The organism is Pseudomonas sp. PLMAX, assembly GCF_046042685.1.
Lineage (GTDB): Bacteria > Pseudomonadota > Gammaproteobacteria > Pseudomonadales > Pseudomonadaceae > Aquipseudomonas > Aquipseudomonas putida_AE.
Genome location: NZ_CP064949.1, coordinates 3,162,419 through 3,186,870, shown reverse-complemented (window position 1 = coordinate 3,186,870; position 24,452 = coordinate 3,162,419). Strand labels below are relative to the sequence as shown.

Genomic DNA, 24,452 nt, shown 5'->3' with positions numbered 1-24,452 from the left:
TGTTATACCCCTTCGTTCGTTTGGCGCTGGGCAGCGACTTCGAGCACGGCCTGGACGATGCCGGTGTAGCCCGTGCAGCGACATAGATGCCCCGAAAGCATGTCGCGTACCTGGGTCTCGTCCGGGTTGGGTACCCGTTCCAGGAAATCCACGCAGGACATGAGAATGCCCGCAGTGCAAAAGCCGCACTGCAAGGCGTGATGACGGCGAAAGGCTTGTTGCAGGTCGCTCAGTGTGTCGTCGTCGGCCAAGGACTCGACGGTCTCGATACGCCGCTCGTGCCCCTGTACCGCGAGCATCAGGCAGGAGCGCATGGCGACTCCGTCCACCAGCACCGTGCAGGCACCGCAGACACCGTGTTCGCATCCGACATGGACACCGGTGGCACCGAGGTCGTGGCGAAGGAAGTCGCAGAGTTGGGTTCGCGGTTCAGCCAGGGCTTCGCGGGAGCGGCCATTGAGTTCCAGGCGAATCGGAAAGGTTTGGTCGGCAGTTACACGCATGTTCAGACTCCTTCGATCAGCTGATGACCCAGCTCGCGAATCAGTTGGCGGCGATAGGCAGCGCTGGCCTGCACATCGTCTTGTGCGTCGAGCGACCAGGCAGTTTGATTGAGCGCGTCCGGCAGCCCCGCACCACGAGGCAGACTGCGACGTTGCGGACGGTCAGCGACCCCGCCGATGCCAAGCTCGACCTGATCCGCGCCGATGGCTGCGGCCAGGGAGACAATCGCAAAGTCGCCGTGGCGCATGGCGATTTCGCGGAAGCGATAGGTGATGCCTTCGCGCTTAAGCGGAAAACGCACCTCGACGACCAGTTCATCCGCACGCTTGTCGGTGGTGAGAATGCCCTGGAAGAAGTCGACAGCCTTGACGATGCGCTTGCCCTTTTTCGACTCCAGAACGATCTCGCCGCCCAGCGTCACCAGGCACAGCGGCAACTCGGCGCTCGGGTCGGCATGAGCCACCGAACCGCAGACTGTGCCGCGATTACGCGTCTGGAAGTGACCGATCCAGGGCATCGCCAGTGCCAATAAAGGCACCTCGTCCATCAGGGTCGAACGCGCCAGTAACTGCGCCTGTCGTACCCCGGCACCTACCGCCAGGCAATCCTTGCGCAGTTCGATATAGGCCAGTTCAGCCACATGATTGATATCGATCAGTAACTTGGGTTGAGCCAGGCGCATGTTCAGCACCGCCATCAGCGATTGGCCACCGGCGATGATGCGAGCTTCCTGGCCGAACTCGGCGAGCAACTCAACCACCTGACGACGGGTGTCAGCCCGAACGTAATCGAAAGCAGCCGGTTTCATTGCGCACCTCCTTTGCCAAACAGCGCGCCGAGCGAGGCACGCAGTCGCGCCCACCAGCCGGTGGAGATGGCCTGGCCACTGACCCGTTGCGACAGGCGAGTAAAGATTTGTCCGATGATCACTTTCGAGGCCCCTTGCAACATACGGCCGCCGACCGCGGCGACTTTGCCGCTGACCGCCACCTGGTATTGGTATTCCAGGCGTGTGTGGCCATTTTCCAGTTCGACGAAACGCACCTTGGCCTGGCCCTGGGCCGAACCCATCGAGCTGCTGCCGGAACCGGACAGACGCAATGAATGCGGCGGGTCCAGATCACTCAGGGCAACCTTGGCCTCGAAGCGCGCACGGATCATGCCGACGCCGACGGTGACGTCTGCGCGGTAACGGTTTTCGCCTTCAAGCACGAGGTCGTGACAACCGGGAATGATCGCCGCCAGCGTCTGCGGGTCGAGCAAGGTATCGAAGACCTGTTGTGGCGAAGCAGGAATCACCACCGAGTCGTTGGCCCGCAGTGCCGGTCCACCGGCAGGTGCTGCGTCCAGGTTTTCATCGGGCTCCATACCGGCGGGCCGTGGCGGCTCGTCAATCCCGATTAGCGTGCGTACTTTCGATGGTGTCAGCGGCAGACGGATGTCCGAGCGACCGAGGGCGTCGGCCACCGCGTTGGCGATGCACACCGGCGTGCTCATATTGTTGCCCTCGCCCACACCCTTGGCGCCCAGCGGGGTGAATGGCGATGGCGTTTCCATGTGCAGGATCACCGGTTCGATCGCTTCCGGTGCGGTGGGCACCAGATAATCGGCGAAGGTCCCGGAAAGAAAGCTGCCGTCCTCGCCATAGGCAAACTCTTCCATCAGCGCCGCGCCGAGTCCTTGGGTGAAGCCACCACGAATCTGGCCATCGACCAGCGCCGGATTGAGCAGGCGGCCGGCGTCATGGCAGGTGACGTAGCGATCGATGTGGATCTCGCCGGTCATGCGGTCGATTTCCAGACCACAGATGTCGAAGACAAAGCCGTAGCACAGCGAGCTGTTGACCTGATCCTGGTCGTCCGGGGCCACCAATTGCGGCGGGCTCCAGAACGCGGTTTCGCGCAGACCGCCACTTTCACCTTCCGGCAGCAGGCCCGGCGACCAGTGGGTCGCACCGGCTATCCGATGGAATGGCGCCACCGCCCCGCCATTGACGACAAAAATCTTGCCGCCGGCGAAACGAATATCTTCGGGACTGGCCTGCAATTGCTCGGCGGCAATCGCGGCGAGGCGATCGCGGATCTTCAGCGCCGCCTTGTAGACGGCACCGGCCACAGCGCCGGCGAAGCGGCTGGAATAGTTGCCCGAGGCAATCGACCAAGCGTCCTTCTGGGTATCCAGCTCGACGTTGACCACGATGGATTCCAGCGCAACCCCAAGCACTTCGGCGACGACCTGAGCGACGGTGGTTTGATGGCCCTGCCCTTGGGGTGCCGAGGACACGTGCACACTGACGTCACCCAATGGGCCGACGTTGATGGTGGCGGTGGCGACAGCGCCGTTTTTCGGACCGGCCTTGCGCCGCTCTTCGGGTGTCATCGCGGTGGTGATGTATCCCATGTTGGAAATCGAAGGCTCGATGACGGCGGCATAACCGATGCCGTAGATCCGGCCTTCGGCACGCGCCTGATCACGACGTTCGAGCAACTCGTCGAGTCCACCGTCAGCCGCCGCCAAGGCAATGCCTGCCTGGTAATTGCCGGAATCGAGCAACGCACCGGCGGCCGCGCGATAAGGGAAGGCATCGGCCGGCACCAGGTTGCGGCGGATCACGTCCAACGGATCAAGCTTCAACTGCACGGCGATGTGTTGCAGCAGCCGTTCAAGGGCGAAATACACCTGCGGGCCACCGAAACCACGGTTCAGGCCGGAAGGAGTTTTGTTGGTCAGCACCACTCGATTGCGCACTTGCAAATTGCGGATCGCGTAGGCACCCGTCAGGTTGCCGTGCATGCGGTAGAAAGTCGCCGGTTCAGGCGCTCTAAGGTAGGCACCACAATCGTCGATCTGGTCATAACGCAAAGCGGTGATACGCCCGTCTGCTTCTACCGCCGCTTCAATATCGGTCACCCGGTTGGTCGCCGAAGAAGCGCCCTGAAGATGTTCCAGACGGTCCTCGACCCACTTCACCGGTGCACCGACCTTGCGTGACGCCAGCCCCATCATCACCACGTAAGGGAAAACCCCTTGCTTGATGCCAAAGCTGCCGCCGGAATCTTTCGGTGTACGCAAACGGAGGCGGTTGCCGGGTACATTCAGTGCCCGGGCCATGACCGTGTGCAACGCATAGGGACCCTGAAAATTGGCCAGCACGTCATAAATGCCGGTGGCGCGCTCGTACTGAGCCAGCACCACATAGCATTCGATGGGCGTGCAGGAACTGCGCGGAAACTTCACTTTGAGCGAGACCTTGTGCGGCGCCTGCTCGAAGGCCTGCTCCGGCTCGCCATAACGAAAGCGCCGTTCGTTGACCACGTTGCTGCCGACCGCTTCGTGCAGGATCGGCGCCTGTTCGGCGGTGGCCCGTTCGGGATCGATGATCGGTGGCAGCGGCTCGTATTCAACGCGCACACCTTCGATGGCGTCCTCGGCCAGATAGCGGCTCTCAGCGATCACTACGGCCACCGGCTCTCCGACGTAACGTACCTTGTCGACGGCGACGCACCAGTGCTCCATCGGCTGCCGCACACCCACCGGGAACGGCAGCGCCCAGCGTTTGACGTCTTCGCCGACCAGCACGCCGTGCACGCCTTTCATCAGCAGCGCACTGGAAAAGTCCACCGAGGTGATCCGCGCATGAGCGTGGGGTGAACGGATGATCGCCGCGTGTAGCGTTCCCGGAGGGATCGCAGCGTCATCGGCATAACAGCCGAGGCCGCGCAACAATGCGGCGTCCTCGACACGGGTCTGACGGGCGCCGATGTGGCCGGTCTGGCTTTCGGTAGCAGGCTGGAAACTAGTCATTTTTTTCGCGGCTCTTGTTGTTGTGCAGCGCGATAGCGTTAGAGCCGAGTGTGTGAGAAAGGCGCAGGGAGCGCCTTGCCTGGGGAGAGGGAGTTCTGCGCTGGGGTCTGAAAATTTGCCTTAGCGTCTGATTTTCAGGTCTGGGTCCAGACAGAATTGGCGGTCAGGGATGGGACGCGGGATGGCTCAGGAAAGCTTCGATGTCTGCATAGGGCATTGGTTTGGCAAAGTAATACCCCTGAAAAACATCGCAGCGACTGCCCTTCAGGAAATCCACCTGAGACGCCGTTTCCACACCTTCGGCGACCACCGTCAGGCTGAGGTGATGGGCCATGGAAATTATGCCTTGGGTGATCGCAGCATCGTGAGGGTCGGTGGCGATTTCCTGGATGAACGAGCGGTCAATCTTGATCTTGTCGATGGGCAAACGCTTGAGGTAGCTGAGGCTGGAAAAACCGGTGCCGAAATCATCGAGCGCAATGCAAACCCCCAACGCCTTGAGCCGGTGCAACGTGTCGATCGCCTGTTCAGCGTTATGCAACAGAAGCGACTCGGTGATCTCCAACTCCAGTTGCTCACCACAGAGTCCGTGTTTCTCCAGGGTGGCTTGTACATACTGGACGAAATGGCCACGCTGAAAATGCATCGGCGAAATATTCACCGCCATCGAGATGCCGGTGATGCCCTGCTCGCCTAACTGGCGCAAGTGCGCGCAGGCCGTATCGAGTACCCAAAGGCTCAGCGGGATGATCTGACCACTGTCCTCTGCCACCCGCACAAACACAGCGGGTGAGATAAATCCTTTTTCAGGATGCTCCCAGCGCAGCAACGCTTCGATCCCGACCACCCGCCCCGTGCGCGCCTCTATCTGCGGTTGATAATGCAGCTTGAACGATTGAGTTTCGATAGCCTTTTGCAGGTCATTGCGCAGGCTCGCGTGCTCGCAAACGCGCTGATTGAGATCGCTGGTGTACCACTGAAAGTTGTTGCGCCCTTGCTGCTTGGCTTTGTACATGGCCATGTCAGCCTGCTGGATCAGCTGCATCGGCTGCTCGATGTGACCATCGCTCAGGGTGATGCCAATACTTGCACTCACGTGCAGGTCAATGCCTTGGATGCAGTAGGGTCTGGCAATGCTGGCCATCAAGCGCTCGACCACCGGTACAACGTCCTCATCACGAAGCAGGTTCGGCAGCAGCACGATAAATTCGTCACCGCCCATGCGCACGATGGTGTCACCGGGACGAACCTGCCGGGTCATACGCTGCGCCACCTCAATCAGCACCTGATCGCCGAAGTAATGCCCGATCGAATCGTTGATGGATTTGAATCCATCCAGGTCAATGCACATCACCGCCAGACGACGCTTGCGCCGACGACTGATGTGACAATCCAGCATAAGCCGGTCTTCAAGCGAAACACGGTTAAGCAAACCGGTCAGGCGGTCATGGCTGGCGTTGAAACTCAATTGGCGCTCGAAATGCTTTTGCTCGCTGATGTCCCGGGCAATGCCAAATACCCCGACGATTTCTCCGTTGACCATGATCGGCAGGTTAGAGATGTCCATGGTCAGCAGATTTTGACTCTCGTCGAGAACCCGCGCCTCGAAACGCTGAGGTTCTCCGGCGCGGGCTGCGGAAAAATGCTGACTGACCCGTTCCAGGTCTTCTTCGAGTACCAGATGGGAAAAATGATGACCAATGAAATCGCTCGCAGTGTGCGGTTTCAGCTTCAGGCCCGCCGGATTCACACTCTGGATGTTGCCGCCCAGATCGAGGGCGAACACCGGGTTGGGGTTATAGGTGAACAATGAACGAAACCGTTGTTCGCTTTCCTCCAGACGTTGGCCGTCGCGCTCATGGCGGATCGCAATGACTGCCAGTTGGGCTGCAAAGGCCAGTCGTCGAATCTGCGCCTCGTCCGGCGCATGGACGCGGTTCTGGTAAAGGGCAAACGTACCCAACACGCTTCCTTGGTGGGAGAGCAAAGGCAGCGACCAGCAGGAACGCAGGTTATGCCCCAGCGCCAGGCTGCGGAAACGCTCCCAGTTCGGGTCCCGGGCGATGTCTTCGGTGACCACCAGCTCGCGCCGGAACGCTGCGGTGCCGCAGGTTCCTTCCTGTGGACCAATGGCCATTCCATGAATCGCGTCACTGTATTCGACCGGCAGGCTGGGCGCCGCGCCGCTCAGCAAGTGCTTGCCCTCGGCATCAGTAAGCAGGATAGAGCAGAAGGTTTCGGGGGCCTGTGCGTCGTGCATCTGACAGATGGCGCAGAGTATGTCGCCCAGATGATGGTCGGTCGCGATCATGCCGAGAATGTCACGTTGTGATTCGGGGAGTGTATTGCGGTGAAAGCTTGGACGAGTATTCATGGTGGTTCCTGAAGACTCTCGAGGTCGTCCGGTCTTCAGAGAGCCCGAAATAGTGGGCGGCCGATCACTGTCCACTAGTGCGTCGGACGCGCACTCTATAGAGCACTGACTCACCAAAAAAAGGCTCAGATCCAACATAAAAAACAGTATCAGCTGGCATCGCCTGGGAACGCCGACAGCCCGTACGTCAACGCAAGCTCCAAGGCCGGTCACAAGGGGTATAACTATCAGGACAACAGGCGGGTCACTCAGAACAGGTCCTCAAAACGCAGCGCCCGGGTCAGGCGCTCCGGACCTGATCGGCCCCTGCGGCGCGGAGCGATGTGATGAGTTCCAGAGCATGGCGATGGGCTCGCAAGAGCCTTCTTGGCTGCATCGAGCTGGCCTTGCTGGTCGCGCCACTGTGCGCCAGCGCCATGTTCAAGTGCCAAGCCAGGGACGGCGCCATCAGCTACACCACCCAAGCCATCGCCAGCGCCCGCTGCACTCGCCTGGATGACATGGCGGGCGTCGACGCGAAGGCAAAGGCCCTGCCACGGCTTGTGCGGGACGACAGCCCAGGCGCGGTGCGGATTCGGGTGTTCACCTTCGTTCACAAGGGTGTTCGTCAGTATGTTAGCAGGCGCCCCGTCGGGATCTCCGCACGGGTCGATGTCCTTGAGCTCTATTACATCAAGGGCTGCTATCTGTGCATGGCGCCGAAGGATTTCAAGGTCGCCTCACTGCGCCTGGACACCCATTCCTATCGGCGGGAGATCGAAGCCGCTTCGGGTCATTATGGTGTCGACAGGGCGCTGGTCCGCGCCGTGATACATGCCGAATCGGCGTTTCGCCCCAACGCCATTTCCGAAGCCGGCGCCCAGGGGCTGATGCAGTTGATGCCCGCCACCGCCGAGCGCTTCGCCGTGGACGATCCGTTCGACGCTCGACAGAACATTCGTGGCGGCGTGCGCTACCTGGCCTGGCTGCTCAAGCGCTTCAACGGCAATCAGAAGCTGGCGTTGGCCGGTTACAACGCTGGCGAAGCGTCCGTGGTCGAGTACAACGGGGTGCCTCCTTACGCCGAGACGCAATCCTACGTCAACCTCGTGCAGTCCTTGACCGAACGCTATCGCAACGATCGCTTTCCCTGAGACCTCTCTCAACCCATCAAAAAGTTTGAACCGCTATTGAACGCGCTCGCCTAATGATCAGCTTGTGGAAAATCCCATAGGCAATGTGCCAATACCGGCATACTCCGAGAGGTGGTGAACGTGGCTAAGGACGAGAAAAAAAGCAAAGCTGAGTCTTCGAAAGCCAGTAAGGATTTGAAAGACAAAAAGTCATCGACGGCAAAGAAATCAACGGCGGCGTCGGCTCTTTCGAAAGCTGCCGGAAAGAAAGACAAGAAAAAAGATATCGAACCGAAAAAAACTGCCAAAAAAGCTGATAGCAAGCCAGAAAAGGCCAAGAAATCAGATAAGGCAGAAAAGTCGGCGAAAAAGAAAAAGTGACATCTGCTATCTGCCAGGGCTTTACGCCCTGGCTTCCTCACGCTGTGTTGCCATGGATGTCGCCACCGGCAACAATGGGTCGATTGCATTTCTTCGGGATAGACAGCAATCGGCCAGAAAAATCCGCTCGTGAGAAGTCCTTACGACATCCAAAGTGCGAAATCGCCCCATCTTTCCACTCGACCTGAATGGCTCCGAAGCAGAATTGGCGGTAGCATTCCATTAAATTGGTATAAATAGATTGTTTTTCGGATCAGGGTCGCATTGTGGAAAAGCTAAAACGCCTTCAAAGCGGAATAGAAGGGCTCGATGCTCTGCTCAAGGGCGGGCTTGTCGAGGGGGCTTCATACATAATCCAAGGACGCCCGGGGTCTGGAAAAACGATCCTCGCCAACCAGCTTGGGTTTCATCATGCGAAAAACGGGGGGCGGGTCCTGGTCGCCACACTGCTGGCTGAATCGCATGATCGGCTCTTTCAGTTTCTTTCGACGCTGAGCTTTTTCGACGCATCCAAAGTCGGGGCTGAAATCCAGTTCGTCAGCGCTTTTGATACTCTGGAAAACGAAGGGCTGGATGAGGTAGTGAAACTGCTAAGGCGCGAGATAAGCCGTCAAAAAGCCACAGTGATGGTGGTAGACGGCTTGCTCAATGCGCGCTCAAAAGCCGATTCGCACATCGACACCAAGAAATTCATCTCTGAACTACAGGGGCACGCCGCTTTTGCCGGTTGCACGGTACTGTTTCTTACCAGTTCCCGTCTCGACGATGGCAGTCCTGAGCACACCATGGTTGACGGCGTAATTGAGATGGGCGAGGAGCTATATGGCACTCGCTCAGTGCGCCGAATTCAGCTTCGTAAAACTCGCGGCAGCTCAGCAATGACTGGTCTCCACGAGTGTGAAATTACCGACAATGGCTTGGTGGTTTACCCGCGACTCGAAAGCCTCTACAGCCACCCATCTTCTCCCGACAGCGCCGACATGACGCGTATCGCCAGTGGCATTGCTTCACTGGACGACATTCTAGGCGGAGGCCTGCACAGTTCCAGTGTGTCTCTGGTAATAGGCCCCTCTGGGATTGGTAAAACAACACTTGGCCTCAAATTTCTGGCTGAGTCGACTGTGGAAGCTCCGGGTCTGCATTTTGGTTTCTACGAAAGCCCACAACGGTTGCGACTCAAAGGCCAATCACTGGGTATCGATATCAAAGGTATGGAGGACAGCGGCGCCCTGAGCATTGCTTGGCAGCCTACTACTGAGGGTTTGCTGGATGGGTTAGGCGCACGACTGCTGAGTCTTGTTGAAGAAAAGGGCATCAAGCGGCTGTTCATCGATAGCCTCAGTGGTATGACGCGAGTCTCGACAAATCCAGCGCGGATTACTGACTTTTTCAGTGCTCTGATGAACGAGCTGCGATCCAGGGGCGTCACGGTATTTGCTTCTTGGGAAATGCGCGATCTATTTGGCTCCGAGGTCAGCGCACCAAACTCTGACTTATCCAGCATCGTCGACAACCTGATGCTGATGCGATTCTCTGAGAATCATTCTGAACTAAGCAGAACGCTTTCCATTCTTAAAGTACGAGACAGCTCCTACGATCCTTCGCGATTTGAGGTCGTGATCCGTGATCAAGATGTTTTCCTGAAAAAGGCTTCAAGACATGAACCATCAGTGCCCGCTGAGTTATCGCCCGGTTCAATTTCTTAAGCTTTTGAGTGGGTTGAATTAAAATGTCCACCATTCTGGTCGTCGACGACGAGTATTTGATCGCTGACATTCTCAGCTTCGCGCTGGAGGATGAGGGGTTCATGGTGGTGACGGCCAGCAATGGTCGAAAAGGGCTCGAGGTTCTCGATAGAGAACGGCCTGCCTTGATCATTACCGACTTTATGATGCCAGTCATGGACGGCCTTGAATTCGCCACAGCCGTTCGAGCTCTCCCTTCAGCTAATCAATTGCCGATCATCTTGATGAGCGGCGCTCAGGCACACATCGGAATGCAGAGATCGGATCTGTTCGATGCTGTGTTGGCAAAGCCATTCGACATCGACTTGATCATTGCTGAAGTTAAAAAGCTCTTATCCTCTGATTAGTCAAACCCTTACCGCACGTTTTCAGTGATTTTACCGGCTGTGACGGCGGAGCCGTGACGGTTCAATGGGATGGCGTGGGACCGGTCTTTCTCACCGGACCGGTGGAGATGATTTTTTCAGGAATAATCACGGATACCCTGTCGAAAGTTTGTGTTTGAATAGGTCGCTATCTGAGGGCTGCTTTGGGTCGAAGCGCTTCGCGGCCGGCAACAGTCGGCAAAAGCAGACACTCACACAGTCAAGCGAACAAGCAGTAAGGCTACAACCCTCTCTCCACAGATATTTTTTCAATCAGCTGCATCCAGATAATCCTTCGGCGGGTAGTACAGGTAGTAGCCATAGCTGCTGAACTGATCACTTTCTGGAGATACTTGCATGAACGCTAAACGATTCCTGTGCATTGTCAGTAGTACGCTTACAACTACCTGCTTGCTGGTCACAGTGCCAGCTGCCTATGCGCAAACAGATCTGCCCGACAGCATCAAGGTCCCGGACGGTCATAAGATCGCGCTGGAGACCGTGGGGACGGGCGAAATCACGTATGAGTGTCGCGACAAGGCTAACTCCGTTGGCCAGACTGAATGGACTTTCGTCGGCCCCAAAGCGGTACTTAATGATCGCAACGGCAACCAGGTCGGCACTTACTTCGGACCGCCTGCTACCTGGCAAGCTAAAGACGGCTCTAAAATCACCGGGACACAACTGGCAGTTGCCCCCTCAGGCACCGGCGACCTCCCCTATCAGTTGGTCAAGGCCAACCTTGCTGAAGGTAACGGCGCGATGAACGGTGTCAGTTACATCCAGCGGGTGGCCGTTAAGGGCGGTGTAGCGCCTATGACCGAATGCTCCGCCGCAAACAAAGGCAAACGGGAGATCGTGAAATATCAGGCTGACTATATTTTTTGGGCAGCCAATTAAGCCAACGATCCAGAGCAGGTTGTTTGCGCACAAGTCGTCTACGCTGCTTCGATGGAACTCCAGCCCTATGGCTGGAGTATTTTCCACCTGCTGATGGCTGAAAACCTTGTCCTTGCCTGAGCCCTGTTTTGACTATGAAGCGTGCGTGGCTGCTTGCGCCCGAGGCGAGCAGCAGGCACTGCGGGACTTGTATGAGCAGGAAAGTGCTCGTCTTTTGGGTGTTGCCAAGCGCATCGCTCGTGATAACGCCCTGGCCGAAGACATTGTGCACGATGTCTTTATCAAGATTTGGACCCGTGCCGCCAGTTTTGATCCAGCGAGAGGCTCTGCGCGGGGCTGGATTTTCAGCGTGACAAGGCATCTGGCGCTCAACTTCATGCGTGATAGCGCCAGGGAGGTACAAGTCAGCGAGCAACGGGAAACTGCACTGCAAGCTTCAGCGTCCATGGAGGCATCGCCAGAGAGTGTGGACGCCTTCGATTATCGAGCCCGTTCAGGGCGTATTTATGTGTGCCTCGAGCAACTGGAGCCGGCGCGCCGCAACTGCATCCTTCATGCGTACGTCGACGGCTATTCGCATTCAGAAATTTCACAGAAACTGGGCGCACCGCTGGGGACTGTCAAAGCCTGGATCAAACGCAGTCTGGTGGCATTGCGGGAGTGCATGGGATGACCATAAGCCCACAGGATGACATCCCCGACAACATTGAAGAGCTGGCGAGTGAGTATGTGTTAGGCACATTGTCGGCAGAGCATCGCATCGAAGTCCAAAAGCGTCTTGCTCAGGACGCCGATTTGCGGGCGGTCGTGGATGCATGGGAACAACGTTTGCTAGCGTTGACCGAACTAGCTGAACCGCAAACACCTACGGCATCACTCTGGGGGCGTATCGAGCGCAGCTTGAACAGCATTGACCGGCGAGCACCACGATTGATGGCCACCGCGCAGCCAATCTCATGGTGGAACCTTCTTCCGCTATGGCGTGGGCTGGCGGGTACAGGTCTTGTTGCAACGTTGTTGCTCGCAACAATGCTACTGACACAAACAGCTCCGGTGAATCCGACCACCTACCTGGTCGTTCTGGTGGCGCCGCAGAACCAGGCGCCCGGCTGGGTGATACAGGCGAGCAACCCAAGAGAAATCCAACTGATACCCTTGGGGGTCGCGCAAATCCCAACCGACAAGGCACTTGAATTCTGGACCAAAGCGGACGGCTGGCAAGGTCCGGTATCCCTTGGACTGGTCAAACCTGGGCAAACGCTTTCTGTCCCCCTGGATAGATTGCCGCCGCTGGAGCCCAATCAACTCTTTGAGTTGACTCTGGAAAACCCCAATGGATCGCCGACTGGCAAACCCACAGGACCGATTCAGTTCATTGGACGGGCCGTTAAAGTGATCTGAGCGAGCGCTTTGAATGAAAAGGCCGCAGAGGAGGCCTTGTTCGCCCCTCAGATCCGAAACAGAAGACTGGATGTTATTGAAGAAAGTCCGACTCGCCGCGCTTTTGGACACGCCAACGGCATTCGGTGCCAGTTATCAAACTGCCGCCGCTTACCCTGACGAGCAGTGGAAAGTAAGAGCCTCATCAACCGGAACAGTATTTTGGCTGGCATTCGAGAAAGACAGGCCTGTCGGAATGATTGGTGCCACAGTCCAGTAGCACACATCGCTTTAACTTGATCGGGATGTGGGTTGAACCTGCTGCACGGGGCTCTGGCGTGGCAACTCAGCTGGTAGAAGTCGTAAAAGCTCACGCTACCGCGGAAGTATTTGATCGCGTTTTTCTCGATGTATCACCCGACAATGCCAGAGCCTCGAACTTCTATCTCAAGCAGGGTTTTGCTTTCATGGATGAATGGGAGCCGTTAGAAAGTCATCTGCATATTACGGTGCAGACGATGCTCTGGATCAGAAGCTGATTCACGAGTTTTCTATTACCCGCATGTCCATTACGGGTCGATAACTGCCACTTGCATCTCTCATAGAGTGCACACGAAGATCCTCGACCAGCCAAAACGGTTTCACACCGAATCAAGGCGGATGCATGAAACAAGTCAAGATTCATCAGATCACGCACCTGCCGCCACAGATTCCAGTCTTGGAAAAAGAGGCAGTTGGAGAGGGTTTCAGGTTTCTCACTCGGCTGATTGCCGACTGGCACTGCGGAGCGAATCGCTACGATGCACCCGGAGAATGCCTTATGGCGGCGTATTTCAACCAGCAACTGATAGGCATCGGAGGCCTCTCAGTTGATCCATATGGCGAGACTAATACGGCAAGGCTGCGACGGGTTTACGTCGCAGCTTCTTCAAGGGGGCAACACGTGGGTCAAACGCTAGTAAAAGCGCTGGTTGCACATGCCACTCTTCGCTTTCAGAGCGTGCGTCTTTCCACCGATACGTCCGAAGGAGACGCGTTTTACCTGCACTGCGGTTTCATGCGAACAGAGGATGTCCATGCTACTCATATCATGCTGCTAGGCGACACCTGATTCAGTCTATCGGCCAGAAGCGGGCGTACGCGGCGCGAGCCTGGTTGCCCCCTGATCGTTCTCTATCATCCTGAAGTACATTACGGGTCGATTGGTGCCGTTCACGACGGGCACCGCACCAATCTGCAAAAAGCACCCGGTGGTCGTTGCATTTCGCTTGTCGCAGGCGTGTGGCTAAGCTTAATGAATCGGGGTGAATTGACACTTGGGTGAGCGCACCCATCAGCGGATCTGGATAGCCATCAAGACGGTGCTCCCCGAAGGAGACGACCATGTATGCGGTTATAAGAACCTACCTGGGTGCTGGAGCAAAGCAGCTTTTCGAGCGATTGGAAGAGCGCCAAACCGACGTCGAAGCTGCCCTGCGGACAGTGCCTGGCCTGGTCAGCTACACACTGCTCAATACCGGTGATGGCGGTACGGCGGTGACTGTTTGCACGGACAAGGCCGGCAGCGATGCAAGCTTGAAAGTCGCGCGGGAATGGATTCAGAAAAATGCACCGGATATTCACGCGCAGCCGCCGATCGTGACGGAAGGTCCGGTCATTGTGCAGATCACATAACGCTTGACCAGCTGTTACCCAGGCACGCTCGGCACCGCCATCCCGACCTTCACCCGATCCAGGGCCACAATGGTCTTGAACCAGGTCACGTTGGGATTTTCGGCAAACAATCGCCGCGCCAGGGCCTGGTACTCCTGCATGCTGGTTACGGTCAGCACCAGGACGAAATCCACTTCGCCGGTGACGTAGTAGCACTGCTGGACTTCGGGCACCGCGAAGTGCGCTTTCATCGCCTCCAGCGCCTCGATACTGGTGCGCTCGGTCATCACTTCCACGATGATGGTGATCGGCCTTCCTACCGCGGTGGGATCGACGATGGCGACGTTGCCCGTAATCACGCCCCTCTCCTCCATCCGCTTGATACGGCGCTGAACAGCGGCCGTGGAAAGATTGACCTGCTCGGCCATCAGGCGCAGCGGTGTGGTGTTGTCGCGCTGGACCAGGTCGAGGATGGCACGGTCAAATTTGTCCAGGGATTCAGATGCAACGTCGAGTTTTGCCATGGTCAGTCCGCGAGAAAATTTCTCGAAAACTAGCAGAAAACAGCGCCCCTTTATCTAGCAGCGAGAAATATTATCTCGCTGGCAGGCCGCATAGGCAGCCTGGTTGGAGACTCACACAAGGATCGTCTGGCATGCTCGCACTGTTTCATCTTTCCCCTGTGCTGTTGGTGACCGCCATGCTCGTGGTGCTGCGCCGGCCGCCCGTTCACGCCGCAATGGCAGGCACCCTGCTGGTGATGGTGCTCTGGCTGGCCGGTGCTGCCGACGCGTGGCGCCCGGACAGCGTGCTGGCTGCCGCACGAGACACCGCCGTGCTGTTTGCCAGTACCGCGTTCGTGATCGTGCCGGGTCTGGCCTTCGTGATTTTCATCGAGCGCCTGGGGGTCAACCTGGCGCTGAGCCAATGGGTGCGTTCACTGGGGCTGGGACGCGGCGACCAGGTCGTGTTCATCGTCCTCGGGCTGGCGCCGCTACTGGAGGCAATGACCGGTTTTGGCGTGTCATTGATCGCCACGGTCCCCCTGCTACTCAGCCTTTTTGAGCGCCGAGTCGCGCTGCGAATAGCGCTGACCGGCATGGCGATCATGCCGTGGGGAACCCTGGGCCTGGCCTCGGTCATTGGCGCGTCCCTGGCACATTTGGACGCATCCGCGCTGGCTGCGACCTCGGCCTTGACCAGCGCGCCGGTGTTTTTCGGCCTCAGTGCGCTGGCCCTGTATCTGGCAGGCGTTCGCGAGCCGCGTGAATGGCGGACACTGGGCGTTTTCTGGCTGCTGTTCGTGGCGGTGCTCTACAGTGCCAGTCGCTGGTTCGGGCCGGAGGTGGCGGGCGTTGCCGCGGGGCTGGTGACGGCAGTTGCCGTACTCGCTTGCGGGCTGTGGCGCCTGCGCCGCAGCGATGGCGAACGTGGCTCGGTGCAATGGCCGCGTCAGGCCTGGCCGTACCTGCTGTTGATTGCCTACATCGTCGGCTTGAAACTGCTCTGGAGCCTAACCGCCTGGCAGGATAGCTGGATCGTCCAGGGCAGCCAGGTCACCTGGAAACCCCTCGCCTCACCGGGTGTGGCACTGATTCTGGTGCTGATCGGGCTGGGATTTCACACGCGCAGTGCACAACGCCAGACGGGGCTGCCTGCTGCGTTGGTCGCGCGGGTGAAGCGGCCATTGCTGACCATCTTTTTCTTTCTGGCGATGTCGCAGATGATGGTGAAGGCCGGTTTCCTGGCGGGGCTGATGCAACTGTTGGCGGGCCTGTCGCCCACCGCCGCGACCTCTTTGGTTGCCATGCTCGGGGCGCTGTCAGGCTACATGACCGGCTCGAATGTCGGCGGCAACGCGATCTTCATGCCGGCCATTGCGATGCTGCCCGAGTCTTCCCGCCTGTTGCTGGCCGCGGTACAAAACAGCGCGGCCGGGCATGCGGCGCTGGGCTCGCTGTCGATCGTCATGCTGATTCTGGGACTGGCTAAAACCCAGGCCCGGGAAGAAGGCGAACTGGTAAGGTTTGGTTTCGCGCTGGTCTGTCTTAATACCGCGTTGGTGGCATTGGGCGCAGGGTTGTTGAGTGCATGGTTTTAAAAGCATAACGAATCAAGCCCCGAAGATCCGGGGCTTGATGGTCAGACGGTATCAGGACTTACGTCCCCCGCCTCCACTCATATCATCATCCTTGCGTCCCATTCCAGTGGACTTGTCACGGTCATCGGCAGTAGTGCTGCCGCGTCCGCTGCCTTGCCCGCCGGTGGACGATTGATCAGCCTTGTTGGCTTGTTGTCCGCCTGAAGCCTGGCCACCTTTTTGGCCTGGTTTGTTCATGTTTTCCTTGTCGTCGGCCCATTCGCCTCCGCGGTTGGTTCCCTGCCCGCCTCCGGCCATGCGATCACTGTCACGCGATGGTTGTCCGCCGGAAGCCTGACCGCCTTTTTTGCCGGCATCAGCCGCCTTGTCGCGATCAGTGGAAAGATTGCCGGGATTTTTATTTCCTGTATTGGCCATTTCTATTCACCTCTGCATCGTTAGTACGAGCGTGGGCTCGTATACGTCGGAGGATGAGTAAAACAGAAAGTTTGAACCGAATTACGTTGCTCGCGACGAGTGGATTCGGGCGTTTGGTTCCATTAAAAATGCACGCAGACGATGGACGGCGGGAACCTGATGGGGAGGCGATTTGCGAAGGTTTCCGGATCACTCGCTCGATGTTTACTAGACTTGAGGTGTCCTTCATGCCTCACACCCAGGTAGTCAATCGATGACTGAACACATCGTGCATTTTCACTGCCAGATCGATCAGGGAACCACCGAGCGCTTCCGCGACTGTTGCCTGGAAGCCATCGACCAGGGTGCCACCTCGCTTCTGCTCAATCTGTCCACGAGCGGGGGCAGCACCAACTTTGGCTTCACCCTTTACACCTTCCTCAAGTCATTGCCGGTACCGCTCTGCGCGATCAACGCGGGCAACATCGAGTCCATGGGCATCATCATGTTCCTGGCGGCCGGGCGCCGCATCACCTCGCCCCACTCACGCTTCCTGATCCACCCGATGAACTGGTACTTCAGCCAGAAATCGGTGGACCACCAGCGCCTGCGTGAATACCTGTCGAGCCTGGACAACGACCTGGCGCGCTACGTGCAGATCTACAACATCGAAACGGCTGACGCCGAGACCAAGCTGGATATTTTCCATTGCCTTTCAGCGGAAGAAAAAGTCATCGCCGCGCACGAATCCCTGGCCTATGGCATTGCCCATGAGATGAAGCAGATGATGTTCGCCGATGACGTCAAACACTGGAAAGTCAGTGGTGGATGACCCGGGCGATGATGGCTTCATCGCCCGTGCCCCTGCCCCCTCTTATTCAGTCACCGCTGCCAGGTGCTCCGCAGCCGGCTCGGCACTGCCGATCGGCGCGTTGAGCAGCAGGAAGTACGCCAGCGCCGAACACAGCGCCACCACCGCACTGATCATGAACGCCGTGTTGAACGATCCCGAGTACTGGATGCTGAAGCCGGTGACGATCGGCGCGACGGAACCGGCGATGTAGCCGCCGAAGTTCTGGATCGAACCGAAAGAAGCTACACGGCGGCTGTCGACGATGGTGTTGACGATCATCCAGGCCGTGGCGCTTGCCATATTGATGCTGAACAGCGCCAGGCACAGCAGGATGATGCAACCGGTGAGGCCGGTGACATACGACAGCGGCAAGGTGAACAGCGCGGCGAGCACCAGGCCGGTGATCACACCGAACTTGCGGCTGGCCAGGATGCTCATGCCTCGGCGCACCAGCATGTCGCAGAAACGCCCGGCCACGATGGTGCCGACCGCGCCAAAACCATAGGCCAGCGACACCAGCCACGCGGTCTTGTAGAGGTTCATGCCATGCTCGCGCTCGAAGTAACCGGGCAGCCAGGTCAGGTGCAGCCACAGCATGTAGATCACGCCCATGAAGCCCAGGACTGCGCCCCAGGTGCTGCGGTGCTTGAACAGGTCGAGCCAGCCGGCGAAGTAGGACACCTTCGGCGCCTGGGCATCGGCGGCCTGCACACGCGGCTGTTTCTCGGTAGGCAACGGCTTGCCTTCAGCCGCCAGCTCGGCCAGGTACTGCGCCTTGCTCTTGTAGAAGGTCAACCAGCACAGGGCCAGAACGATACCGATCGCACCGGTGATGATGAACATGCCGCGCCAGCCGAAGTTGACCATGAACAGCGTCAGCAACGGCGGTGCCAGGCATGGGCCCAGGCAGGTCGACGACCAGACGATGCCGGTCGGGGTCCCGCGCTCATTGGCATCGAACCATTCGGACAGGGCCTTGGCCGCCGAGGGGAACATCGGTGCCTCGCCAATCCCCAGCAACACCCGCAGGCCCATGAAGCCGGCAAAGCTGTTGACCATGCCGAAGGTCGACTGCGCCACCGACCAGGCCAGCAAGGACGCGCCCAGGGCGATCTTGCTGCCCAGCCGGTCGATGATCAGGCCCATCGGCAATTGCGCAAACGCATAAGCGATGGAGAACGCCGACAACAGGATGCCCATTTGCGAGGGGCTGATCATCATGTCCTTCTGGATCGAGGTGTTGGCGATCGACAGCGCACTACGGTCCAGGTAGTTGACGATGCCGATCAATAGCAGGAAGACAACGGTGATGCTTTGGTACTTCTTCAGTGGGGTCATCTGATGGCCTTTATTATTGTTATTGAAGCGGTTGCAATGCCGGGGCGATCCATTCACCGGTGATGCGCTCTTGTGTTTTTTTGTAGGAGCGAGCTTGCTCGCGATGGTCGTTAACGATGACGCGTGTTTTCTGAATAAACGCGTCGTTCTCAAGTTCTTCGCGAGCAAGCTCGCTCCTACAAGGGAATCAGGTAAGGGCTGGCAGTTGCAACTGCGCGGCCGTCTGGTTGAGGTCGTCGAACACCTTCTGCGACAGGCTCACGCCTTCGTCCAAGGCCTGTTCACGCAACTTCAGGCCGGCCTGGCCCGGCAGGCGCACCGGGCGCTGGGGGTCGACCGCACGACTGCCCAGTATCAGCTTACTGAGGAACGAGGTTTCGTCGGTGAAGGCTTCCAGCCCGCCGAAGAAGCGCGGGTCGATCACCACGGTCGTGGCCGAGGCGCCCCACTGCTGCGGGCCGTCCTTGCGCCCGTGACCGGCGAGGCCCGAGGTCAGGGCCTCGACCAGGATCGCCAGGGCAAAACCCTTGTGCCCGAAGGCCTGGCCGCCCAGGGGCAGGATGCTGCCCGGCGGGGTGCTGAAAAAATCGGCCGGGGCGTCGCTCACCTGGCCTTCGTTGCTCATCAGCACCGGGTGCGGCAGGTTGCTACCGGCGTCGCGGCATTGACCGACCAGGGCCAGGGTCACGGTGGACATGCTGACATCCAGCAGGATCGGTGCGCCCCGGGTCGGGATGCCGGCGGCGATCGGGTTCGGGGTGTAGATCGGGTCGATGCCGCCATGGGCGCACACCACCCCGACGGACGGGTCCGAGGAGTAGACCATGGCGATCAGGCCACGGTCGGTGAAGGGTTTCAAGTAAGCGGCCAGGCAACCGATGTGCGCGGCACGGCGCACCACGGCGATACCGATGCCCTGCGCTGTGGCGCCCTTGGCCGCGCTGTCCAGGGCACGGCTGACACAATAAGGACCGAGCACGTAGTGGCCATCGAACAGGCTGGAAATACCGCTGTCGGACACCTGTTCGAGGTTCTCGGCCCTGGCCTTGACCTGTCCGCTGAGCATGCCGTCGATGTAGCGGCTGACCAGGTTGAGGCCGTGGGTGCGATGGCCCAGCAGTTCACCTTCGAGCAACACCCGCGTCACCACCTGGGCGACCTCGGCATCGGCTCCGGCTTTTTCAAACAGTTGCTCGACAAACGCGGTCAGCGTTGGCGCGGCGTAGCGTTTGGCTTCATTCATAGATGCTGCTCCCGGATCAATTCAACGCCGCGGTGGTGTGCTTGCCATCGACCAGGCGCTGCAGGCCCAGCGGGTTGGCATTCTTCAAGGCATCGGGCAGCAACGCATCGGGCACGTTCTGGTAGCACACCGGGCGCAGGAAACGATCGATCGCCAGGGTGCCGACCGAGGTGCCGCGGGCATCGGAGGTGGCCGGGTAAGGGCCGCCATGGACCATGGCATCGCAGACCTCGACACCGGTCGGGTAACCGTTGAGCAGCACCCGGCCGACCTTCACTTCCAGCGCGCCGAACAGCTCACCAAAGACAGTGAGGTCATCGTCGTCGGCCAGCAGCGTGGCCGTGAGCTGGCCGCGCAAGGCAGCGACGGCGCGCAACAGTTCAGCCTTGTCCGCCGCTTGGACCACCACCGTGCAAGGGCCGAACACCTCCTCCTGAAGCAATTCATCCTGTTCCAGCAACAGGCTGATGTCGGCCTCGAACAGTTGCGGCTGCGCCTGGTTGCCCGCTTGCGACAGGCCGCTCAAATGCTTTATGCCCGAGTGCGCCCGCAACGCCTGCAAGCCTTTGCCGTAACTGTTCAGGGTGCCTGGATTGAGCATGGTTTGCGGCGCCTGTTCGGCCATGTGCCCGGTCAGTTGCTCGATGAAGGCGCTGAACGCTGGCGAGCGAATACCCAGCACCAGCCCGGGGTTGGTGCAGAACTGGCCACAGCCCTGCACCACCGAGGCGGTCAGCTCCCGGGCCATTGCCGCGCTGCGGTTGGCCAGGGCCTGGGGCAGGACCAGCACCGGGTTGATGCTCGACATCTCGGCAAACACCGGGATCGGTTGCGGCCTGGCTGCCGCCATGTCACACAGGGCACGGCCGCCTTTCAGCGAGCCGGTAAAGCCCACCGCCTGGATGCCCGGGTGCTTGACCAAGGCCTCGCCCACGCCGGCACCGAAGATCATGTTGAACACGCCGGCCGGCATGCCCGTGCGCTCGGCCGCACGAATCAGCGCCTCTGCCACCCGCTCGGCGGTGGCCATGTGGCCGCTATGGGCCTTGAAGACGACCGGGCAACCGGCGGCCAGGGCGGCGGCGGTATCACCACCCGCGGTGGAAAACGCCAGCGGGAAGTTGCTGGCGCCGAACACCGCCACCGGGCCGACGCCGATGCGGTACTGACGCAGATCCGGGCGTGGCAAGGGGGTGCGTGCCGGCAGCGCCTGGTCGATGCGTGCGCCGTAAAAATCACCCCGGCGCAGCACCTGGGCAAACAGGCGCATCTGGCCACTGGTACGCCCGCGCTCACCCTGGATACGGGCGCTCGGCAGCGCCGTCTCCTGACAGGTCAGGGCGATGAAATCTTCGCCCAGTGCATCGAGCTCATCGGCGATGGCTTCCAGGAATTCCGCGCGGCGTACCGCCGGCAGCGTGCGAAACGAGGCAAACGCCGCGCTCGCCGCCGCCACCGCGGCATCGACTTCCGCCAGGGTGGCCTGATGGAAAGCGCCTGGCAGGCGTTTGCCGGTGTGGGCGTCGATGCTGTGGACCAGGGTGTCGCCCAGGGCACTGCGCTGGCCGGCAATGAAGTTGTATCCGGAAAATTGCATGGTGTTCGCCTTGTGAAAGTTGCGGGGCTGTCGGTCAGGTCACGGCGCCGATCTGCCAGGGCACGAATTCGTTCTGCCCATAGCCGTGTTGTTCGCTCTTGCTGCGTTCGCCGGAAGCGATTCGCAGCATCTGCGCGAAGATGTAGGCGCCGCGCTCTTCGATGCTGGTGGAACCGTCGGCAATGCCGCCGCAGTTCACGTCCATGTCTTCTTCCTGGTGCTCGAACACCCGGTTGTTGGTGGCCAGCTTGATCGAAGGTGCGGGCGCGCAGCCGTAGGCCGAGCCCCGGCCGGTGGTGAAGGCGATCAGGTTGGCGCCACCGGCGACTTGCCCGGTGGCCGAGACCGGGTCGTAGCCCGGGGTGTCCATGAACACCAGGCCCTTGGCCCGGACCGCTTCGGCGTACTGGTAGACATCCACCAGGTTGCTGGAGCCGGCCTTGGCCACCGCCCCCAGGGATTTTTCGAGAATGGTGGTCAGGCCCCCGGCCTTGTTACCGGCCGAAGGGTTGTTGTTCAGTTCGGCGTTCATGCGCCGGCAGTAGTCTTCCCACCAGTGGATGCGCGCGATGAGTTTTTCCCCCACTTCGCGGCTCACGGCGCGGCGCGTGAGCAAATGTTCGGCGCCATAGATCTCCGGGGTCTCGGACAGGATCGCAGTGCCACCGACCGCCACCAGGCGATCGACCGCATTGCCCAGCGCCGGGTTGGCGGTGATGCCGGAATAACCGTCCGAGCCACCGCACTGCAGGCCGACGATCAGGTGGCGTGCGCTGACCGGTTCGCGTTGAACCTGGTTGGCCTTGGGCAGCAAGGCCTTGACCTGCTCGATGCCACTGGCGATGGTTTTCGAAGTGCCGCCGATGCCCTGGATGGTGAAGGCGCGCAACTGGTCGCTGGCCGCAAGCCCCTGGGTTTCCAGCAGGCTTTCGATCTGGTTGGTTTCACAGCCCAGGCCGATGATCAGCACCGCGGCAAAGTTGGGGTGAACGGCGTAGCCACCGAGCGTGCGGCGCAACAGGCCCAAGGCTTCGCCGCTGGGGTCCACTGCGCAACCGGCACCGTGGGTCAGCGCCACCACACCATCGATGTTCGGGAAGGCGGCCAGTGCTTCGGGGTGGATGTCGCGACGAAAGTGATCGGCCACGGCCCGGGCGACGGTCGCCGAGCAGTTCACCGACGTGAGAATGCCGACATAGTTGCGCGTCGCCACGCGGCCATCGGCCCGCACGATGCCCTGGAACACCGCATCGGTGGCGGGCGTTACATGGGCATCCACGCCAAAGGCATAGTCACGCGCAAAGTCGCCCATCTCCACATTGTGTACGTGCACGTGGTCGCCGGCTTCGATGGGCTGTGACGCAAAACCGATGATCTGCCCGTAACGACGCAGGGGCTGGCCCTGCTCCACGCGCTGGGTAGCGACTTTGTGCCCGGAGGGAATCGGCTGGCGCACGGTGACGGCTTCGGCTTCCAGGTTCAGGCCTTCAGGCAGGACCTGCCGGGCGATCACTACGTTGTCCAAGGGGTTGAGGCGAATCACGGCAGGGTCGCCGGTCCGTGTACTGGCTATCAGTTGCATGGGACCTCTCAGGGTATAGCGGCCGACTTCTTGTTATGGCGTCACCCTTTCTGTGGAGGGTGAATCTGCGCCAACTGTAAGGAGCCAATCCCGGGATTCCCAATGAGATGATCCGATCAACTGATAACCAAACGTTATCACTTCGACCTATTGCGCCCTGAAGTAGTCGAGCAATCTAGTGAGCACCACTGACTTGGGTCGCGACCCCAAGGTCAGCAGGCCAATGTTGGCCATGGAGATCGGCAATTCGACCGGCAGGACAGTGACCATGCCATAGCGCGCATAATGCTCGGCCACGTCGTTGGGCACCACTGCGATCATGTCCGAGGCTTCGAGCATCGCCGTGGTGGCCAGGATCGAGGCGGTTTCCACGATATCCAGCGCCTGCACCATGCCGCCGGCCTGCAGGGCACTTTCCACCCGGCGACGCATGGGGCTGCCCATGGGGTGCAGGATCCAGGTCTGTGCGATCAGATCGGCCAACTGCAAGGGCGCAGAACCGGCCAACGGGTGGCCGGCACGGGCAATCACCCGCATCTGTTCGCCGTGGTCGAACAGTTCGATGTCCAGGCCGTGGCTATCGCTCTGATCGGGCACTCGCCCCAGCACCACATCGAAATCGCCGCGCAGCAAGGCCGGCAGCAAGGTATCGCTGGTCCCGACCTCGATGGAAATGCGCACCTTGGGGTGATCGCGCTTGTACGCCAGTACCGCCTTGGTCAAAAGCGTCGGCACCGGCCCCATCACACTGCCGACCCGCACCAGCCCCGTGGCCCCGCGCGCCAGTTCGGCGATCTGCTTCTGGGCATGCTCGAACTCACGCAGCGCACCCTGGGCGTAGTGGATCATCACCTCGCCATAAAGGGTCGGCTGCATGCCGCGCGGCAAGCGGTCGAACAGGCGCACGCCCAGGCGCTCCTCCAGTTGCTGCAGCAGCAGGCTGGCGGCCGGTTGCGAGGTGTGCATCGCCGTGGCCGCCCGGCGCAGGTTGCCGAACTCGCCCAGGGCATTGAGCAAGGTGATCTGCCGGCTGGAAATTTTCAGCGCAGCAAAATTGCGCAGCTCGGGCGCCGTGGTTTCTGGCTCGACAGGCATATCAAATCCGGTATCGATACTTAGGAATT

General features: G+C 59.7%; 22 protein-coding genes and 2 pseudogenes. 13 read left to right on the top strand and 11 right to left on the bottom strand.

Annotated elements, in window-relative coordinates; genetic code table 11:
• Window positions 1–2: 2 nt before the first annotated feature.
• The 4 genes from DKB71_RS14795 to DKB71_RS14780 all read right to left on the bottom strand — a co-directional run bounded on the left by DKB71_RS14795 (window position 3) and on the right by DKB71_RS14780 (window position 6,682).
• Window positions 3–503: a (2Fe-2S)-binding protein gene (locus DKB71_RS14795; RefSeq protein WP_064596717.1), complete on the bottom strand. Its 501-nt coding sequence runs from the start codon at window positions 501–503 to the stop codon at window positions 3–5.
• Window positions 504–505: 2 nt separating this feature from the next.
• Complete coding sequence (locus tag DKB71_RS14790; RefSeq protein WP_408600869.1) at window positions 506–1,312, bottom strand: FAD binding domain-containing protein; 807 nt, start codon at window positions 1,310–1,312, stop codon at window positions 506–508.
• Window positions 1,309–4,308, bottom strand: coding sequence for a xanthine dehydrogenase family protein molybdopterin-binding subunit (locus DKB71_RS14785; RefSeq protein WP_408600868.1), 3,000 nt, complete (start codon window positions 4,306–4,308; stop codon window positions 1,309–1,311). Before DKB71_RS14785 ends, DKB71_RS14790 begins: the two co-directional genes overlap by 4 nt.
• Window positions 4,309–4,471: 163 nt before the next feature.
• The gene (locus DKB71_RS14780) at window positions 4,472–6,682 is read right to left on the bottom strand and encodes a putative bifunctional diguanylate cyclase/phosphodiesterase (RefSeq protein WP_408600867.1); all 2,211 of its coding nucleotides are present in this window, start codon (window positions 6,680–6,682) and stop codon (window positions 4,472–4,474) included.
• A gap of 326 nt (window positions 6,683–7,008) precedes the next feature.
• Between DKB71_RS14780 and DKB71_RS14775 the strand changes: the two genes are divergently transcribed.
• The 11 genes and pseudogenes from DKB71_RS14775 (at window position 7,009) to DKB71_RS14725 (ending at window position 14,239) form a co-directional block, all read left to right on the top strand.
• Complete coding sequence (locus DKB71_RS14775; protein WP_274076750.1) at window positions 7,009–7,815, top strand: lytic transglycosylase domain-containing protein; 807 nt, start codon at window positions 7,009–7,011, stop codon at window positions 7,813–7,815.
• A 111-nt stretch (window positions 7,816–7,926) separates the two neighbouring features.
• A complete protein-coding gene (locus tag DKB71_RS14770) occupies window positions 7,927–8,175 on the top strand; it encodes a hypothetical protein (RefSeq protein ID WP_274076749.1) in 249 nt (82 codons plus the stop codon).
• A gap of 263 nt (window positions 8,176–8,438) precedes the next feature.
• Entirely contained in the window at window positions 8,439–9,881 is a 1,443-nt protein-coding gene (locus DKB71_RS14765) for an ATPase domain-containing protein (protein WP_408601099.1), read from the top strand.
• Between the two features lie 23 nt (window positions 9,882–9,904).
• Entirely contained in the window at window positions 9,905–10,267 is a 363-nt protein-coding gene (locus DKB71_RS14760; protein WP_408600866.1) for a response regulator, read from the top strand.
• Between the two features lie 38 nt (window positions 10,268–10,305).
• A pseudogene (locus DKB71_RS14755) lies at window positions 10,306–10,425 on the top strand (diaminopimelate epimerase); the annotation flags it as partial.
• A 217-nt stretch (window positions 10,426–10,642) separates the two neighbouring features.
• Window positions 10,643–11,185, top strand: a complete 543-nt coding sequence (locus DKB71_RS14750; protein ID WP_408600865.1) for a DUF3455 domain-containing protein — start codon at window positions 10,643–10,645, stop codon at window positions 11,183–11,185.
• Between the two features lie 106 nt (window positions 11,186–11,291).
• Entirely contained in the window at window positions 11,292–11,858 is a 567-nt protein-coding gene (locus DKB71_RS14745; protein WP_408600864.1) for a sigma-70 family RNA polymerase sigma factor, read from the top strand.
• On the top strand, window positions 11,855–12,586 hold the full coding sequence (locus DKB71_RS14740; protein ID WP_408600863.1) for an anti-sigma factor domain-containing protein: 732 nt from the start codon (window positions 11,855–11,857) through the stop codon (window positions 12,584–12,586). The genes DKB71_RS14745 and DKB71_RS14740 overlap by 4 nt, the downstream gene beginning before the upstream one ends.
• A gap of 13 nt (window positions 12,587–12,599) precedes the next feature.
• Window positions 12,600–13,104 (top strand): annotated as a pseudogene (locus DKB71_RS14735) (GNAT family N-acetyltransferase).
• Window positions 13,105–13,229: 125 nt separating this feature from the next.
• Window positions 13,230–13,676 (top strand): GNAT family N-acetyltransferase, encoded by a 447-nt coding sequence (locus DKB71_RS14730; RefSeq protein WP_408600862.1) that lies wholly within the window; start codon window positions 13,230–13,232, stop codon window positions 13,674–13,676.
• A 272-nt stretch (window positions 13,677–13,948) separates the two neighbouring features.
• Window positions 13,949–14,239 carry a hypothetical protein gene (locus tag DKB71_RS14725; RefSeq protein ID WP_408600861.1) on the top strand — a complete coding sequence of 97 codons (291 nt, stop codon included), beginning with the start codon at window positions 13,949–13,951 and terminating at the stop codon, window positions 14,237–14,239.
• Between the two features lie 14 nt (window positions 14,240–14,253).
• Here DKB71_RS14725 and DKB71_RS14720 read toward each other — a convergent pair whose 3' ends face one another.
• Window positions 14,254–14,742, bottom strand: a complete 489-nt coding sequence (locus tag DKB71_RS14720; RefSeq protein WP_323608286.1) for an Lrp/AsnC family transcriptional regulator — start codon at window positions 14,740–14,742, stop codon at window positions 14,254–14,256.
• A gap of 131 nt (window positions 14,743–14,873) precedes the next feature.
• Between DKB71_RS14720 and DKB71_RS14715 the strand changes: the two genes are divergently transcribed.
• A complete protein-coding gene (locus DKB71_RS14715) occupies window positions 14,874–16,319 on the top strand; it encodes an L-lactate permease (RefSeq protein ID WP_406591581.1) in 1,446 nt (481 codons plus the stop codon).
• Between the two features lie 51 nt (window positions 16,320–16,370).
• Here the strand turns inward: DKB71_RS14715 and DKB71_RS14710 are convergent, their stop codons facing one another.
• Window positions 16,371–16,736 (bottom strand): KGG domain-containing protein, encoded by a 366-nt coding sequence (locus tag DKB71_RS14710; protein ID WP_408600859.1) that lies wholly within the window; start codon window positions 16,734–16,736, stop codon window positions 16,371–16,373.
• 253 nt (window positions 16,737–16,989) lie between these two features.
• On the opposite strand from DKB71_RS14710, the gene DKB71_RS14705 reads away from it, so the two are divergent.
• Window positions 16,990–17,547, top strand: a complete 558-nt coding sequence (locus DKB71_RS14705; RefSeq protein ID WP_274076735.1) for an ATP-dependent Clp protease proteolytic subunit — start codon at window positions 16,990–16,992, stop codon at window positions 17,545–17,547.
• Between the two features lie 42 nt (window positions 17,548–17,589).
• Here the strand turns inward: DKB71_RS14705 and DKB71_RS14700 are convergent, their stop codons facing one another.
• From DKB71_RS14700 to DKB71_RS14680, 5 genes are all read right to left on the bottom strand, one after another.
• Window positions 17,590–18,906, bottom strand: coding sequence for an MFS transporter (locus DKB71_RS14700; RefSeq protein ID WP_274076734.1), 1,317 nt, complete (start codon window positions 18,904–18,906; stop codon window positions 17,590–17,592).
• 187 nt (window positions 18,907–19,093) lie between these two features.
• Window positions 19,094–20,149 (bottom strand): Ldh family oxidoreductase, encoded by a 1,056-nt coding sequence (locus DKB71_RS14695; RefSeq protein ID WP_408600858.1) that lies wholly within the window; start codon window positions 20,147–20,149, stop codon window positions 19,094–19,096.
• Between the two features lie 16 nt (window positions 20,150–20,165).
• Entirely contained in the window at window positions 20,166–21,746 is a 1,581-nt protein-coding gene (locus DKB71_RS14690; RefSeq protein WP_408600857.1) for an aldehyde dehydrogenase (NADP(+)), read from the bottom strand.
• A gap of 34 nt (window positions 21,747–21,780) precedes the next feature.
• Window positions 21,781–23,328 carry a UxaA family hydrolase gene (locus tag DKB71_RS14685; RefSeq protein WP_408600856.1) on the bottom strand — a complete coding sequence of 516 codons (1,548 nt, stop codon included), beginning with the start codon at window positions 23,326–23,328 and terminating at the stop codon, window positions 21,781–21,783.
• 147 nt (window positions 23,329–23,475) lie between these two features.
• On the bottom strand, window positions 23,476–24,423 hold the full coding sequence (locus tag DKB71_RS14680; RefSeq protein WP_408600855.1) for a LysR family transcriptional regulator: 948 nt from the start codon (window positions 24,421–24,423) through the stop codon (window positions 23,476–23,478).
• Window positions 24,424–24,452 lie beyond the last annotated feature (29 nt).

Excerpts from the sequence above, each read along its gene's own strand:
- DKB71_RS14795 (WP_064596717.1), bottom strand. The coding sequence starts at position 503 with ATGCGTGTAACTGCCGACCAAACCTTTCCGATTCGCCTGGAACTCAAT.
- DKB71_RS14790 (WP_408600869.1), bottom strand. The coding sequence starts at position 1,312 with ATGAAACCGGCTGCTTTCGATTACGTTCGGGCTGACACCCGTCGTCAG.
- DKB71_RS14785 (WP_408600868.1), bottom strand. The coding sequence starts at position 4,308 with ATGACTAGTTTCCAGCCTGCTACCGAAAGCCAGACCGGCCACATCGGC.
- DKB71_RS14780 (WP_408600867.1), bottom strand. The coding sequence starts at position 6,682 with ATGAATACTCGTCCAAGCTTTCACCGCAATACACTCCCCGAATCACAA.
- DKB71_RS14775 (WP_274076750.1), top strand. The coding sequence starts at position 7,009 with ATGAGTTCCAGAGCATGGCGATGGGCTCGCAAGAGCCTTCTTGGCTGC.
- DKB71_RS14760 (WP_408600866.1), top strand. The coding sequence starts at position 9,905 with ATGTCCACCATTCTGGTCGTCGACGACGAGTATTTGATCGCTGACATT.
- DKB71_RS14750 (WP_408600865.1), top strand. The coding sequence starts at position 10,643 with ATGAACGCTAAACGATTCCTGTGCATTGTCAGTAGTACGCTTACAACT.
- DKB71_RS14740 (WP_408600863.1), top strand. The coding sequence starts at position 11,855 with ATGACCATAAGCCCACAGGATGACATCCCCGACAACATTGAAGAGCTG.
- DKB71_RS14730 (WP_408600862.1), top strand. The coding sequence starts at position 13,230 with ATGAAACAAGTCAAGATTCATCAGATCACGCACCTGCCGCCACAGATT.
- DKB71_RS14725 (WP_408600861.1), top strand. The coding sequence starts at position 13,949 with ATGTATGCGGTTATAAGAACCTACCTGGGTGCTGGAGCAAAGCAGCTT.
- DKB71_RS14720 (WP_323608286.1), bottom strand. The coding sequence starts at position 14,742 with ATGGCAAAACTCGACGTTGCATCTGAATCCCTGGACAAATTTGACCGT.
- DKB71_RS14715 (WP_406591581.1), top strand. The coding sequence starts at position 14,874 with ATGCTCGCACTGTTTCATCTTTCCCCTGTGCTGTTGGTGACCGCCATG.
- DKB71_RS14710 (WP_408600859.1), bottom strand. The coding sequence starts at position 16,736 with ATGGCCAATACAGGAAATAAAAATCCCGGCAATCTTTCCACTGATCGC.
- DKB71_RS14705 (WP_274076735.1), top strand. The coding sequence starts at position 16,990 with ATGACTGAACACATCGTGCATTTTCACTGCCAGATCGATCAGGGAACC.
- DKB71_RS14700 (WP_274076734.1), bottom strand. The coding sequence starts at position 18,906 with ATGACCCCACTGAAGAAGTACCAAAGCATCACCGTTGTCTTCCTGCTA.
- DKB71_RS14695 (WP_408600858.1), bottom strand. The coding sequence starts at position 20,149 with ATGAATGAAGCCAAACGCTACGCCGCGCCAACGCTGACCGCGTTTGTC.
- DKB71_RS14690 (WP_408600857.1), bottom strand. The coding sequence starts at position 21,746 with ATGCAATTTTCCGGATACAACTTCATTGCCGGCCAGCGCAGTGCCCTG.
- DKB71_RS14685 (WP_408600856.1), bottom strand. The coding sequence starts at position 23,328 with ATGCAACTGATAGCCAGTACACGGACCGGCGACCCTGCCGTGATTCGC.
- DKB71_RS14680 (WP_408600855.1), bottom strand. The coding sequence starts at position 24,423 with ATGCCTGTCGAGCCAGAAACCACGGCGCCCGAGCTGCGCAATTTTGCT.